15 protein-coding genes are annotated in these 12,396 nt (G+C 63.3%); 9 read left to right on the top strand and 6 right to left on the bottom strand.

Features of this window, described 5'->3' with window-relative positions; all coding sequences use genetic code 11:
* Positions 1-86 precede the first annotated feature (86 nt).
* Together ACK4R0_RS15350 and ACK4R0_RS15345 are read left to right on the top strand one after the other, a co-directional pair.
* The gene (locus ACK4R0_RS15350) at positions 87-1,640 is read left to right on the top strand and encodes an ABC transporter permease/substrate-binding protein (protein ID WP_409675905.1); all 1,554 of its coding nucleotides are present in this window, start codon (positions 87-89) and stop codon (positions 1,638-1,640) included.
* 3 nt (positions 1,641-1,643) lie between these two features.
* Positions 1,644-2,183: a hypothetical protein gene (locus tag ACK4R0_RS15345; RefSeq protein WP_409675902.1), complete on the top strand. Its 540-nt coding sequence runs from the start codon at positions 1,644-1,646 to the stop codon at positions 2,181-2,183.
* A gap of 4 nt (positions 2,184-2,187) precedes the next feature.
* Here the strand turns inward: ACK4R0_RS15345 and ACK4R0_RS15340 are convergent, their stop codons facing one another.
* Positions 2,188-2,805 (bottom strand): DNA-3-methyladenine glycosylase family protein, encoded by a 618-nt coding sequence (locus tag ACK4R0_RS15340; RefSeq protein WP_409675899.1) that lies wholly within the window; start codon positions 2,803-2,805, stop codon positions 2,188-2,190.
* Between the two features lie 106 nt (positions 2,806-2,911).
* Here ACK4R0_RS15340 and ACK4R0_RS15335 point away from each other — a divergent pair, with 106 nt between their 5' ends.
* Positions 2,912-3,229: a 2Fe-2S iron-sulfur cluster-binding protein gene (locus ACK4R0_RS15335; RefSeq protein WP_409675896.1), complete on the top strand. Its 318-nt coding sequence runs from the start codon at positions 2,912-2,914 to the stop codon at positions 3,227-3,229.
* Here the strand turns inward: ACK4R0_RS15335 and ACK4R0_RS15330 are convergent, their stop codons facing one another.
* Genes ACK4R0_RS15330 through ACK4R0_RS15320 form a run of 3 tightly spaced genes read right to left on the bottom strand, consistent with a single transcriptional unit; the run spans position 3,230 to position 4,684 of the window.
* Positions 3,230-4,006, bottom strand: coding sequence for a competence/damage-inducible protein A (locus tag ACK4R0_RS15330; RefSeq protein ID WP_409675893.1), 777 nt, complete (start codon positions 4,004-4,006; stop codon positions 3,230-3,232).
* Between the two features lie 55 nt (positions 4,007-4,061).
* Positions 4,062-4,457, bottom strand: a complete 396-nt coding sequence (locus tag ACK4R0_RS15325; RefSeq protein WP_409675890.1) for a type II toxin-antitoxin system VapC family toxin — start codon at positions 4,455-4,457, stop codon at positions 4,062-4,064.
* Positions 4,454-4,684, bottom strand: a complete 231-nt coding sequence (locus ACK4R0_RS15320) for a type II toxin-antitoxin system Phd/YefM family antitoxin (RefSeq protein WP_300883393.1) — start codon at positions 4,682-4,684, stop codon at positions 4,454-4,456. Before ACK4R0_RS15320 ends, ACK4R0_RS15325 begins: the two co-directional genes overlap by 4 nt.
* 99 nt (positions 4,685-4,783) lie before the next feature.
* Here ACK4R0_RS15320 and map point away from each other — a divergent pair, with 99 nt between their 5' ends.
* The 3 genes from map (at position 4,784) to glnA (ending at position 7,780) form a co-directional block, all read left to right on the top strand.
* Positions 4,784-5,608 (top strand): type I methionyl aminopeptidase, encoded by an 825-nt coding sequence (map, locus tag ACK4R0_RS15315; RefSeq protein ID WP_409675886.1) that lies wholly within the window; start codon positions 4,784-4,786, stop codon positions 5,606-5,608.
* Positions 5,609-5,909: 301 nt separating this feature from the next.
* The gene (locus tag ACK4R0_RS15310; RefSeq protein WP_017671887.1) at positions 5,910-6,248 is read left to right on the top strand and encodes a P-II family nitrogen regulator; all 339 of its coding nucleotides are present in this window, start codon (positions 5,910-5,912) and stop codon (positions 6,246-6,248) included.
* Between the two features lie 119 nt (positions 6,249-6,367).
* Entirely contained in the window at positions 6,368-7,780 is a 1,413-nt protein-coding gene (gene glnA, locus ACK4R0_RS15305; RefSeq protein WP_409675883.1) for a type I glutamate--ammonia ligase, read from the top strand.
* A 109-nt stretch (positions 7,781-7,889) separates the two neighbouring features.
* On the opposite strand, the gene ACK4R0_RS15300 is transcribed toward glnA, so the two are convergent.
* Positions 7,890-8,309, bottom strand: a complete 420-nt coding sequence (locus ACK4R0_RS15300; protein ID WP_409675880.1) for a glycine zipper 2TM domain-containing protein — start codon at positions 8,307-8,309, stop codon at positions 7,890-7,892.
* Between the two features lie 251 nt (positions 8,310-8,560).
* Between ACK4R0_RS15300 and ACK4R0_RS15295 the strand changes: the two genes are divergently transcribed.
* From ACK4R0_RS15295 to ACK4R0_RS15285, 3 genes are all read left to right on the top strand, one after another.
* Positions 8,561-10,024 (top strand): ABC transporter substrate-binding protein, encoded by a 1,464-nt coding sequence (locus tag ACK4R0_RS15295; protein WP_409675877.1) that lies wholly within the window; start codon positions 8,561-8,563, stop codon positions 10,022-10,024.
* 27 nt (positions 10,025-10,051) lie between these two features.
* Positions 10,052-10,477, top strand: coding sequence for a DUF4112 domain-containing protein (locus ACK4R0_RS15290; protein ID WP_409675874.1), 426 nt, complete (start codon positions 10,052-10,054; stop codon positions 10,475-10,477).
* A gap of 402 nt (positions 10,478-10,879) precedes the next feature.
* Complete coding sequence (locus ACK4R0_RS15285) at positions 10,880-11,764, top strand: LysR substrate-binding domain-containing protein (RefSeq protein WP_409675871.1); 885 nt, start codon at positions 10,880-10,882, stop codon at positions 11,762-11,764.
* Positions 11,765-11,899: 135 nt separating this feature from the next.
* Here ACK4R0_RS15285 and ACK4R0_RS15280 read toward each other — a convergent pair whose 3' ends face one another.
* A complete protein-coding gene (locus tag ACK4R0_RS15280) occupies positions 11,900-12,352 on the bottom strand; it encodes a peptidylprolyl isomerase (RefSeq protein ID WP_409675868.1) in 453 nt (150 codons plus the stop codon).
* Positions 12,353-12,396: the final 44 nt, after the last annotated feature.

The following is a 12,396-nucleotide window of genomic DNA, read 5'->3' as shown; positions in this document are numbered from 1 at the left end:
TTGCATAAGGCGATTGCCTTACCCCCTCCCGCCTGTCCCGAGCGAAGTCGAGGGACCTGCGCGCCCAACCCGTGCGGCATCACCCCATGACCCTGGACTGGCCCCGCATTCTCGACCTGCTCGCCCAGCACGTTCAGCTCAGCTTTGCAGCCCTGGGCCTCGCGCTGGTGATCGCGCTTCCTCTCGCGATCTGGTCCGCGCGCAACCGCACCGTGGCCGGCGTGACGCTGGGCTTTGCCAGCCTGATCCAGACCATCCCCGCGCTGGCCCTGCTCGCGTTGTTCTTTCCGCTGCTACTCGCCCTCTCCGCAATCTTCGGCGATGCCATCTCGCCGCTTGGCTTCCTGCCCTCGCTGCTCGCGCTCACCCTCTATGCGCTGTTGCCGATCCTGCGCAACGCGGTGACGGGGCTGCGGTCGGTCGATCCCGCGATGGTCGAGGCGGCCGACGGCGTCGGGATGACGCCGCTGCAGAAACTCTGGCTGGTCGAAGCCCCGCTCGCCTCGCCCACCATCATGGCAGGCGTGCGCACCGCAGCCGTCTGGACCATCGGTGCCGCGACGCTGTCCACCACCGTCGGCCAGCCGAGCCTGGGCGACCTGATCTTCGCCGGACTGCAGACGCAGAACTGGTCGCTGGTGCTCGCCGGATGCCTGGTCGCCGCAGGGCTGGCGATCAGCGTCGATCTGCTGCTCGGCCTCATCGAAAGCGGCATCCGCTGGCGCAAGCACCGCCGCATGTGGTGGGCGGGAATTGCTCTGGCGGTAGGTCTGGGCGCCGCCTTGTGGCCTCCGGCCCAAACCGATCGGCCCGTCGTCACCATCGGGGCGAAGCGCTTCTCCGAGCAGTACGTGCTCGCCCGCTTGATCGGCCAGCGGCTCGAGGCAGCGGGCTATGCCGTCCGCTATCGCGAAGGCCTGGGCAGCGCCGTGGTGTTCCGCGCGCTCGCCAGCGACGAGGTCCAGGTCTATGTCGATTATGCAGGCACGATCTGGACCAACGAGATGCAGCGGCAGGACCCCGAGCCGCGCGCGGACATGATCGCCGAGATCACGCGCTGGACCAAGGCGGAGCACGGCGTGCAACTGATCGGCACGCTTGGATTCGAGAACACCTATGCCTTCGCCGTTCGCCCCGACGATGCGCGGCGGCTGAACCTGCGGACACTCGACGACGTGGTCCGCGTTGCCCCCGAATTCGTCTTCGGCACCGATGTCGAGTTTCTCGAGCGACCCGAATGGCAGATGGTGCAGGCCGCCTATCCGCTGCGCTTCAAGAGTAGGCGGGCGTTCGAGCCGACCTTCATGTACCGCGCGCTGTCGCTGGGCGAGGCGGACATCATCTCTGCCTTTTCGTCGGACGGACGGATCGCCGCGAACGGCTTCGTCGTGCTCGAAGACCCCAAAGGCGCAATCCCATCGTATGACGCGATCCTGATGGTCAGTCGATCAGCCGCCCGCGATGCGCGGCTGGTGGAGGCGCTCGAGCCTCTGATCGGCGCAATCCCTGTGGAAAAAATGCGTGAGGCCAATTATCGCGTCGACAGGGACGACGACAAGCAAAGCCCGGCTGATTCGGCTCAATGGCTGGACAATGCCATCTTCAATCAACCATCTTCATCAAAGCTTCCGGGGAACTAGTCCATGACGATCAAGCGCCTGCTGCTGACCTTTATGATCGCGCCGCTGCTGTGCTGGGCCAATGCCGCGCATGCCGCCGTGACCATCACCTTCTACAGCCACGAGCTTGGCAGCCAGTTCCCGCATGCGTTCGCCACGCTGAAGGGCAAGGTCGATTCGACCGGCGAGATGGTCGATACCAATATCGGGTTCACCGCCACCAGCACCGGCCCGAGCATCCTGTTCGGCTGGGTCGAAGGCGAAACCAGCGTGCTCAAGCCCAAATACATCGCCAGCAGCGCGCCGCATTTCAGCTATGAACTGACCGATGCAGAATATCGCGCGGTGATCGCGGTGAGAGAAAAATGGCGCACCAAGAAGCAGAAGAGCTACAACCTCAACATGGCCAACTGCGTGCATTTCATCGCAGACGTGGCAACGGCCGCCGGTCTGAAAATCAATCCTGACAGCAAGTATTACAAAAAGCCGACCAGCTTCCTCAAGGAGGTCACGGCGCTGAGCCGCGAGCGGCTCGCCAGCGGGCGCATATTGTACAAGGGTTGAGAGATCAGAGCGCGGCGTTGTTGTAGCAGTGCCAGGTGAGAATCGCGGCCGCGCCGCGGTGCGGTGACCAGGGCTCGGCCAACAGCCGCGTCTCCTTTTCCGATGGACGTGCCTCCATGCCGAGGATCCGTCCGATCCCCACCTGCACCGCCAGATCGCCAGCGGGCCAGATATCGGGGCGCCCTTCGGCGAACAGCAGATAGATTTCCGCCGACCAGCGGCCGATGCCCTTGATGCGGACGAGTTCGGCGATAGCCGCCTCGTCGTCCGCAGGCAGGTTGTCCAGATCGAGCGCGCCGGTCATCACCAGTTCGGCAAGCGAGCGTGCATAGCCCTGCTTCTGGCGCGACATGCCACAGGCACGCAGCGCATCGAACTCGGCAGCGATCAGCGCATCGGGCGCGCACCCCTCGCCCAATTGCGCTTCCAGCTTGTTCCACACCGACGCCGCCGAGGCCACACTAACCTGCTGCCCGACGATGGTGCGCAGCAACGTCGCATATCCCCGCGATCGGATTCGCGGTTCCGGATAGCCTGCAATTTCGAGCGCGCGCGCGAACGCCGGTTCCTGCGCGGCAACCGCGTCGAGCCCTTGGTTCAACGCGTCTGCGGTCAATCCCATAACAACCAGTCCCTTTGCATCCGCCCCTTGCATTCGGGCGGATGGTTGATCATAGCAGCGGCGTTTACGAGGGCCATAGCCGGTCTCATTATCTTGGGGAGTTTCCATGCCAAAGCTGATCGTCGTCAACCGCTCGGGAGAAGAAAGCACCATCGAGGCCGATACCGGACTGTCCGTGATGGAAGCGATCCGCGACAACGGCTTTGACGAACTGCTCGCATTGTGCGGCGGATGCTGCTCGTGCGCGACCTGCCATGTGCATGTCGATGCCGAATGGACCGACAAGCTGCCCCCCGTCAGCGCCGATGAAGACGACCTGCTCGACAGCTCGGATCACCGCAACGCGACCTCGCGGCTGTCGTGCCAGATTCAGATGACCGCAGCGCTCGATGGCCTCAAGGTTGCCATCGCGCCTGAAGATTGATCAGATCCCGCCGGGCGTGACCACGCGCCCGGTGGCTTCCAGCGCGGACGTCAGCGCCAGCGCGCACCCGTCGAGCTTCGCCTGGTCGGTCGAGCGGATGACGAAGTTCGCGCCGACCTTGCCTTCGCGGAAAAACGGATAGCTGCCGATCTGGCAGCCTTCGTGCGCGCGCTCGGTCGCGCCCAGCATCTCGGCGACCTCGCTTTCGGCCACCCAGCATCCCAGGGTGGCGGACAACAACGGCAATCCGCCTTCAAGCGTGCCGGTGAGCGCATCGAGCATGCCCGCGGTGATATGCGGCACCCCTGCCATCAGGAACAGGTTGCCGATGCGGATGCCCGGTGCACCCGACATGCGGTTTTCGATCAGTTCGGCGCCATCGGGCACCCGCGCCATGCGCAGCCGTCCTTCGTTGAGGCCGCCCCTGCTCTCGTAATAGCGTGCCAGGATCGCGCGCGCCGCTGGGTGGATCACCACATCGACATCGAGCGCCTGCGCGATGGCATCGACGGTGATATCGTCATGCGTCGGGCCGATGCCGCCGGTGGTGAACAGATAATCGTTGCGCGCGCGCAGCAGGTTCACCGCCTCGACGATTGCATCCATGTCGTCGGCGACGACGCGCACCTCCTTCAAACGGATGCCCTGCACGTTCAGCCAGGTGGCGACCTGCGCGATGTTCTTGTCCTGGGTACGGCCGGAGAGGATTTCATCGCCGATCACGATCAGCGCGGCGGTCCAGATGCGTGCGGCTTGGGCGGGGGCGTCTGCTGTCATGCGCCGGTGTTTAACGCGTGGACCAAAGCGCGCAAGCGGTTCGTTGCGGGCGGCGTCACTCCGCCCAGAAGGTCGCGCATCCCAGCGATGCCAGCGCAGGATCGCGCGTGATCACCACAAGATCGTCATGGATCGCCTGCGCCGCGATCATCCGGTCGAACGGGTCGCGGTGCTCGCCGGGAAGCGACCCGGCGAGCAGGCCGTGGGCGACGGTGACAGGTAGCAGCTCGAAACCATTCCGATCGCACAACGCCTCGAAAAGCTCTGCAGCCTCTTCGGCTTCTCGCCATTTGCCCAGGCGAACCTTGGTCGCCACCTCCCAGGCCGAGGCAGCGCTGACGAAGATCGCATTGTCGATGTCCACGAGTCGGCGTCGGACCACCTGCGGCAACAACGGATTGTCGTTCCACCACCAGATCAGTGCATGCGTGTCGAAGAGAAAGGCGGTCACTCCCAGGCCCGAAGTTCTTCTTCGGGCAGCGGGTCAAAAAAGAAACCATCAGGGATCTTGGCCTTCAATCCCCCTGGCCTCCGCTCGACCTTGGGCTTTTCGAGCGGCACCAGCCGCGCATAGGGTTTGCCCGCCTTGGCCAGGATTATCTCCTCGCCCGCATGCGCGCGGTCGAGCAGCTTGGAAAAGTGCGTCTTGGCGTCGTGGACATTGACGATGCTGGTCATGTCTCGGGGTTAGTCCATTGACTGGACTAAGTCAATGGACTAACCCGGCTGCATCCCCAGGGTCGCAAAAGCGTCTCCCCTCCCCTATATGGAATCACCATGAACCAGTATGTCAACGTCACGAACGCCGACACGCCGATGCGCGACGGCACCATCAAGCTGCACGGACCCGAAGGCTTCGAAGGCATGCGCAAGGCCGGGCAGCTTGCTGCCTCGGTGCTCGATGCGCTCGTGCCCTTCGTCAAGGAAGGTGTTACCACCGGCGAGATCGATGCCAAGGCGCGCGAACTGATGCTGGCGGGCGGCGGCGTACCCGCGACCCTAGGCTATCGCGGCTTCACCCACAGCTGCTGCACCTCGATCAACCACGTCGTCTGCCACGGCATCCCCGCCGATCGCAAGCTCAAGGACGGCGACATCATCAACATCGATGTCACCCCGATCCTCGATGGCTGGCATGGCGACACCAGCCGAATGTACCTGATCGGCGATGTCGGCGTAAAGGCACGACGGCTGGTCGATGTGACCTACGAATGCCTGATGCTGGGTATCGAACAGGCAAAGCCGGGCAACCGGATGGGCGATGTCGCGCACGCCATCCAGTCGTTCGCCGAAAAGCACCGTTATGGCGTGGTCCGCGATTTCTGTGGCCATGGCCTTGGCCGTCTGTTCCACGATGCGCCCGAGGTGGTCCATGCCGGACGCCCCGGCACCGGCCCCGAGCTCAAGCCAGGAATGTTCTTCACCATCGAGCCGATGATCAACATCGGCAAGCCTGCGGTCAAGATGCTCGAGGATGGCTGGACGGCCGTGACCCGCGACCGTTCGCTCTCTGCCCAGTTCGAGCATTCGATTGGTATCACCGAGACCGGCTGCGAGATCTTTACCAAGAGCCCTGCTGGCCTGGACCGTCCGCCGTATTGAGCGGCATGCAGGCTCCGAGCCAGCCCTCGGCGCTCTGCACAAAATATAGGCATCGCGCTATGCGCTTGCCCGCATTTCCATCATCCCCCGCAATAATGTTGCGGTTGGCCTACGCAATGGTAGCGATTTGCGTCTTGGCACGTTAATTGTTTGGTAGCAGACACAGGGGGATTCGGGAGGCGCGTTGCGCTGGCCCGGTTTTCCCGCACAATGTCATCGCAGTGCAGGGTATCTGCGCTGTCTTTTTCCCATCAGCGCCTCTCGCAGTGGCGGGCGCCGAGCACAGGATGATCTGAAGCACATGAAAAAGATCGAGGCGATCATCAAACCCTTCAAGCTCGACGAAGTGAAGGAAGCGCTCCATGAAGTGGGTGTTTCCGGCATCACGGTGACCGAAGCAAAGGGGTTTGGTCGGCAGAAGGGTCATACCGAGCTTTATCGTGGCGCCGAATACATCGTCGATTTCCTGCCCAAGGTGAAACTCGAGGTCGTGGTCGATGATGCACTGGCCGACCGTGTGGTCGAGGCGATCGCTGCGGCCGCTCAGACCGGTCGCATCGGCGACGGCAAGATTTTCGTGATCCCGGTGGAAACGGCGCTCCGCATCCGCACGGGTGAGCGCGATAACGACGCGGTCTGATCAACAGCGCGCGCACCTGAGGAGAGGCCTGTCCAGGGCCGCAAGAACACACGTCAGTTTCACCCAAGGGGGGCCAGGAAACGGGCCCGAACCGGATTTCATGAAGAGGGAAAGCTAAGATGGCAAAAACCGCCAAAGACATTCTGGCAATGATCAAGGAAAACGAGATCGAGTGGGTCGATGTCCGCTTCACCGATCCCAAGGGCAAATGGCAGCACCTCACGATGTGCGCCGGCGTCATTGGCGAGGACGAGCTTGAAGACGGCCTGATGTTCGACGGATCGTCGATCGAGGGCTGGAAGGCGATCAACGAATCCGACATGATCCTGCGGCCCGACATGGAAGCGGCCTATATCGATCCGTTCTCGGCCGATCCGATGCTGATCCTGTTCTGCGACATCGTCGAGCCGGGCACAGGCGAGCTTTATTCCCGCGATCCGCGCAGCACCGCCAAGCGCGCCGAAGCCTATTTGCAGTCGACCGGAATCGGCGACACCGTCTATGTCGGACCCGAAGCCGAATTCTTCATGTTCGACGATGTGCGCTTCTCGGACGGCTATGCCGGTTCGATGTTCTCGATCGACGATATCGAGCTGCCCACCAACTCGGGCCGCGCCTATGAAAGCGGCAACCTGGGACACCGTCCGCGCGCCAAGGGCGGCTATTTCCCGGTCGCGCCGGTCGACAGCGTCGTCGACATCCGCGCCGAGATGGTCAGCACCATGCTCGAAATGGGCCTGCCCTGCGACAAGCACCACCATGAAGTCGCCGCCGCGCAGCACGAACTGGGCCTGACCTTCGGCACGCTGACCCAGACCGCCGACCGCATGCAAATCTACAAGTACGTCGTCCACATGGTCGCGCAGGCCTATGGCAAGACGGCAACGTTCATGCCCAAGCCGATCAAGCAGGACAACGGATCGGGCATGCACACCCACATCTCGATCTGGAAGGAAGGCAAGCCCTTGTTCGCGGGCAATGGCTATGCCGGCCTGTCGGACATGTGCCTGTACTTCATCGGCGGCGTCATCAAGCACGCCAAGGCGCTCAACGCCTTCACCAACCCGACGACCAACAGCTACAAGCGGCTGGTGCCGGGCTTCGAAGCGCCGGTGCTGCTGGCCTATTCGAGCCGCAACCGCTCGGCATCGTGCCGCATTCCTTACGGCACCGGCGAGAAGGCCAAGCGCGTGGAATTCCGCTTCCCCGACGCGATGGCAAACCCCTATCTGTGCTATTCGGCGCTGCTGATGGCGGGTCTTGATGGCATCCAGAACAAGATCCATCCCGGCGAGGCGATGGACAAGAACCTGTACGACCTGCCGCCCGAAGAGCTGAAGGAAGTGCCGACCGTCTGCGCGTCGTTGCGTGAAGCGCTCGACGCGCTGATCGCCGACCACGACTTCCTGCTCAAGGGCGACGTGTTCCTCAAGGACCAGATCGAAGCCTATATCGACATGAAGTGGGCCGAAGTTTCGCGTTGGGAAACGACCCCTTCGCCGGTCGAATTCGACATGTACTACAGCTGGTAATCACCAACTGTACGCATCACATAAAAAAGGCGCCTCGGGGGAGACCCCGGGGCGCCTTTTTGCATCAACTGAACAGATTGGCGGTCAATCAGATTGGCCGCCGACCTGATTAGCGACAGCGTGCACCGTTGCGATCGACCGCACGGCCAGCGGCTGCACCGCCTGCTGCGCCCAGAATGGTTCCAAGCGTGCTCGAACCTCCCGGCGCAATGACGTTGCCCAGCACGCCGCCTGCGATCCCGCCGACGATCAGGCCGGTGGTGCCATCGGGACGGCGGCAGTAATAACGTCCGTCCTGGCCGCGATAGATGCGATCGTTGTTGCTCAGCCGACGCTCGCGCTGGCGTGGGTTTTCACGGTAATAACGGCCCGCGTCATAACCGCCATAGGCAGGGTCGGGGCGGTTATAGTCGTACTGGCGGAAATCCGAGCCGCCGCGACCAAAGCCGCCGCCCGCGCATCCGCTGACCACGGTGGCTGCAGCCAGCGCTGCTCCCAGCGTCCAGGATTTGCTGTTCAAGAGTGTCATGCTTTTTCCTCGCTTTGTGCTGCAGCAAGGACGCGCCGGACCTGCTGTCCGTTCCGCATGGCGCAGATTTTTCATTGATGTGCGTTGGCATCGCTCTTCCATGATGCGACCATTCGGGGCAGTCTGCCCAAGATGCGCCAGGAAATTTTTGCCATCGAGGTCCCCGCCGATATCTGCCCACGCGCCGCGTTGTCGCTGCGGCATGGTCCTGCTATCGCCAGCGCGGGCGGCAGGAGGGTGAGACACGGACAATGACAGGCGTTTGGGCAAGAACCATCTGGCCTTGCGCCACCACCGCGGCGCTGCTGCTCGCCGGGTGCAACGCGTCGGACACGTCGCCGCTGGGCATTTCGATCATCGATCCTTCCCCGGTCAACAATCTCGATGCAGCGACGCTTGCGCCTGCGGCGGAATATCTGCGCGCGGCGACATCGCAAGGGCTCGTCCGGCTCGACTCGCTGGGCAACATCGTTCCTGCGCTCGCCGAACGCTGGATCGTCACTGATGACGGCCTCAGCTATATCTTCCGCTTGCGCAACGCCCGCTGGGAAAATGGCGACGCAGTCACCTCCGAGCACGTCGCCGCAGCGCTGCGCCGTCGCCTCACCATCGAAGCGCGCAGCGCGATCGGTGCCGACACCGCCGAAGTCCGCGATATCCGGGCGATGACCGGGCGGGTGATCGAGATCCGCCTGCTCGCACCGCAGCCCGATCTGCTGCGCATATTGGCGCTGCCGGAACTTGGCATCCGCCGCAACGGACGCGGCACCGGCCCGCTGGTCGCCGATCGCCGGCAATATTGGACCCTGCTGACCGAACGGGTGGATGATGCGATCGACCCCGCCATGCGTCCCCGCGTCCGCCCATTGCAGGTGCGAACGGAGAGCGCCGCCCGTGCCATCGCCCGGTTTTCGCTCGGCGAAGTCTCGATGGTGCTGGGCGGGCGGTTCGAGCATCTGCCGTATCTCAGCCCGGCATCGGTGCCCGACAACGCGGTGCGCGCCGATCCGGTCATCGGTCTGTTTGGCCTGCTGGTGGTCAACGACAAGGGGTTTCTGGGTGACCCCGCCAACCGCGAGGCGATTGCACTGGCGATCGATCGCGAAGGGCTGATGACGCCGCTGGGCATCGGTCAATGGCAGACCATGACGCGGATCGTCCCGCTCGGGCTGGATCGCTATGCTCCGCTCGCCGGGGACCGCTGGACGGACCTGCCGCTCGCCCAGCGGCGTGATCTGGCGCGGGGGCGGGTCGCCCGCTGGCGCGAGGAACACGACGCCATGCCCGTTCTGCGCATCGCCATGCCGACAGGCCCGGGAAGCCGCATCGTGTTCGCCCGGATCAAGCGCGATCTCGTAACGATCGGACTGGAAGGTCGGATGGTCGGCGCAGATGCTCCTGCCGATTTGAGGCTGATCGATGATGTCGCGCACTATCGCCAGCCTGCGTGGTTTCTCAACCGGCTGGCCTGTGCGGTGCAACCGGTGTGCGACAAGGACGGCGATGTCCTGCTCGCGCAGGCACGGCGGGCGACGGACCCGGCGGTCAGGGCGTCCCGAATGGCCGAGGCGGAACTGTCGATGACCAGCGCCAATATCTACATTCCGCTCGGCGCCCCGGTGCGGTTTTCTCTGGTGACCAGGAACGTGCCGGGCTTTGCGATCACCGCCGATGGCTGGCACGCCTTGCCCGACATGGTCGCGATCCCCAGATGAGGGGCTGCAGGCGCATTGGAGTGCACCATGAAGACCAGCCGGCGTGAACAGTTCGACCATTTCAGGGCCGCGATGCCCGCGATCGCCAACGATCCAGCCTCCATCCGCAAGCGGATCGAGGCGATGGAGCACGTGCTTGAGCGCAGCTTCACCCTGCCGGGGACCAACCGCAAGGTAGGGCTGGATTTTGCGCTCGGGGTGGTGCCGGTGATCGGCGACATCGTGACCGGCGCGATGGGCCTGTACATCGTGTGGGAAGCCCGCAACCTGGGCATGTCGAAATTCCAGTTGATGCGCATGATTTCCAATGTCGGCATCGACACCGTGCTGGGTGCCGTGCCGCTTGCCGGGGACATGTTCGACCTGTTCTGGCGATCGAACACCCGCAACCTCAAGATCGTGCGCAAACACCTCGACAAGCACCATCCCGGCACCACGATTGTCGAAATGTGATTCGTGATTCGTCTAAGCCTCGCAGCCGTCGGTTCGGGTGCCGGGAGCAAGCGATGACACCGGTGGACAGCGTCGAATGGGTGCGGGAATGGCCGACCAGCCACTCGACCTGCGTTTAAAGCCAGCGGAATCAAAGGGTTTGCCAAGCGCGGCACAATTGGTTACGCCAGCGCCTTCAGGCATCAACAGACAAAAAAAAGGGCCAGCCCGAAGGCTGACCCGATAAAGTTTTTAGGAGAGGATGCCTGAAAGGCATGATCAATATGGGTCAGAGACCCTTATTGTGCAAGTGCGAAATAAACGATGCGAGTTGCATAAAATGCAATCTAAGGCACGCATTTCCGCACAATGCCTACATTTGCAATTGCACAATTCTGCTGCAGTGCAATAATGCATTGATCTATGGCAATGCGAAGACTCCCTCCCCTGCGGTCCCTCGAAGCGTTCCTTCGGGTCGCGCGACTCGGCTCGGCCAAGGCCGCGGCGAGCGAGCTTGCGTTGTCGCCGTCGGCACTCAGCCGCCGCATCGGCGGGCTGGAAGACTTCGTCGGAAAGAAACTTTTCAAGCGGCATAACCAGCAGCTCAAGCTCAATGACGCTGGCGAGGCGCTGTTTGCCAGCGTCGCCCCGGCCATCGACGCGCTGGCCGACGCGGTTGCAGCGCATATGGATGACAGCCGGGTGCTGCGTCTGCGGCTGGGGATGCTGCCATTGTTCGGCAGCCAGCGGCTGGTGCCGCGGCTGGGCGAGTTGCGCAGGCTGTATCCGCTGCTGCATATCGATGTCGACACCTCGGGCCATGGCGAGGCCCGGCTGGGCGACAGCCTGGACGCCGCGATCATCCTGTCGGAAAATCCCGACCCGTCACTGCACTCGGTGCGTCTCGACCGGAACTATGTCTACGCCATTGCCTCGGCCGATCTGGCTCAGAGCCTGGGCGCGACGCCTGATCTGGAGCAGCTCAACCGACAGACGATCCTGATCCACAACGATATGCCGGAATCGTTCGAGGCCTGGAAGCAGGCGCTCGGCCTCACCGGCCTCCAGCCGGCGTCGATCGATCACATCGACAGCGGCCCGCTGATGCTCGAGGCTGCCGCGCAGGGGCTGGGCATCGCGATCATGCACGACGACCATCTTACCCGCTCCGGCGATACCCGGCTGGCCAAGCTGTTCGATGTGCGGGTGGAAAGCCCCTACAGCTATTGGTTCGTGTGCAAGCCCCGCGCGCTGGAAACGCGTGCGGTGCGGCTGTTCCACGACTGGCTGGTCGAGGCGGGAATCTAAGCTTCAAATCCTCCCCTGAAGGGGGAGGTGGCAGGCCGCAGGCCTGACGGAGGGGTGTCGCCCGTTCGGTGGCGTGACACCCCTCCACCACTTCGTGGCTCCCCTCCCCTTACAGGCGAGGATTTAGCGTTTCGATCAGGCCACCGTTGCCGATGCGATCACGCCGGGCTTTGCCGGCGGTTCGCCCTTGGGCAGCGCGTGGACATGCTCCATGCCTTCGATCACCTGACCCCACACGGTGTACTGACGATCGAGGAACCCGGCGTCGGCGAGGCAGATGAAGAACTGGCTGTTCGCGCTGTTGAGGTCCATCGTGCGCGCCATCGAGCACACGCCTTCGACATGGGGTTCATCGTTGAACTCCTGCTTGAGGTCGGGCTTCTTCGATCCGCCGGTGCCGGTGCCGTTGGGGCAGCCGCCCTGCGCCATGAAGCCCGCGATCACGCGGTGGAACTTCACGCCGTTGTAGAAGCCTTCGTTGGCCAGCTCGACGATACGCTCGACGTGCGCGGGGGCAAGGTCGGGGCGCAGCTTGATGACGACATCGCCGCCGTCCTGAATGTGAAAGGTGAGCGTCTCGGCGGTCATATGCAGTCCTTTGATGGCAGAGGAAAAAGGGTGGTCGGATAGGA

This window comes from Blastomonas sp. (genome assembly GCF_046294995.1).
Lineage (GTDB): Bacteria > Pseudomonadota > Alphaproteobacteria > Sphingomonadales > Sphingomonadaceae > Blastomonas.
The sequence above is the reverse complement of the archived record's forward strand: the minus strand, read 5'-3'. Positions and strand labels throughout refer to the sequence as shown.

Bases quoted from the DNA above. Each gene is read 5' to 3' on its own strand.
- ACK4R0_RS15290 (WP_409675874.1), top strand. From the start codon at position 10,052: ATGAAGACCAGCCGGCGTGAACAGTTCGACCATTTCAGGGCCGCGATG.
- ACK4R0_RS15330 (WP_409675893.1), bottom strand. From the start codon at position 4,006: ATGACAGCAGACGCCCCCGCCCAAGCCGCACGCATCTGGACCGCCGCG.
- ACK4R0_RS15300 (WP_409675880.1), bottom strand. From the start codon at position 8,309: ATGACACTCTTGAACAGCAAATCCTGGACGCTGGGAGCAGCGCTGGCT.
- glnA (WP_409675883.1), top strand. From the start codon at position 6,368: ATGGCAAAAACCGCCAAAGACATTCTGGCAATGATCAAGGAAAACGAG.
- ACK4R0_RS15310 (WP_017671887.1), top strand. From the start codon at position 5,910: ATGAAAAAGATCGAGGCGATCATCAAACCCTTCAAGCTCGACGAAGTG.
- ACK4R0_RS15285 (WP_409675871.1), top strand. From the start codon at position 10,880: ATGGCAATGCGAAGACTCCCTCCCCTGCGGTCCCTCGAAGCGTTCCTT.
- ACK4R0_RS15295 (WP_409675877.1), top strand. From the start codon at position 8,561: ATGACAGGCGTTTGGGCAAGAACCATCTGGCCTTGCGCCACCACCGCG.
- ACK4R0_RS15335 (WP_409675896.1), top strand. From the start codon at position 2,912: ATGCCAAAGCTGATCGTCGTCAACCGCTCGGGAGAAGAAAGCACCATC.
- map (WP_409675886.1), top strand. From the start codon at position 4,784: ATGAACCAGTATGTCAACGTCACGAACGCCGACACGCCGATGCGCGAC.
- ACK4R0_RS15340 (WP_409675899.1), bottom strand. From the start codon at position 2,805: ATGGGATTGACCGCAGACGCGTTGAACCAAGGGCTCGACGCGGTTGCC.
- ACK4R0_RS15350 (WP_409675905.1), top strand. From the start codon at position 87: ATGACCCTGGACTGGCCCCGCATTCTCGACCTGCTCGCCCAGCACGTT.
- ACK4R0_RS15280 (WP_409675868.1), bottom strand. From the start codon at position 12,352: ATGACCGCCGAGACGCTCACCTTTCACATTCAGGACGGCGGCGATGTC.
- ACK4R0_RS15320 (WP_300883393.1), bottom strand. From the start codon at position 4,684: ATGACCAGCATCGTCAATGTCCACGACGCCAAGACGCACTTTTCCAAG.
- ACK4R0_RS15345 (WP_409675902.1), top strand. From the start codon at position 1,644: ATGACGATCAAGCGCCTGCTGCTGACCTTTATGATCGCGCCGCTGCTG.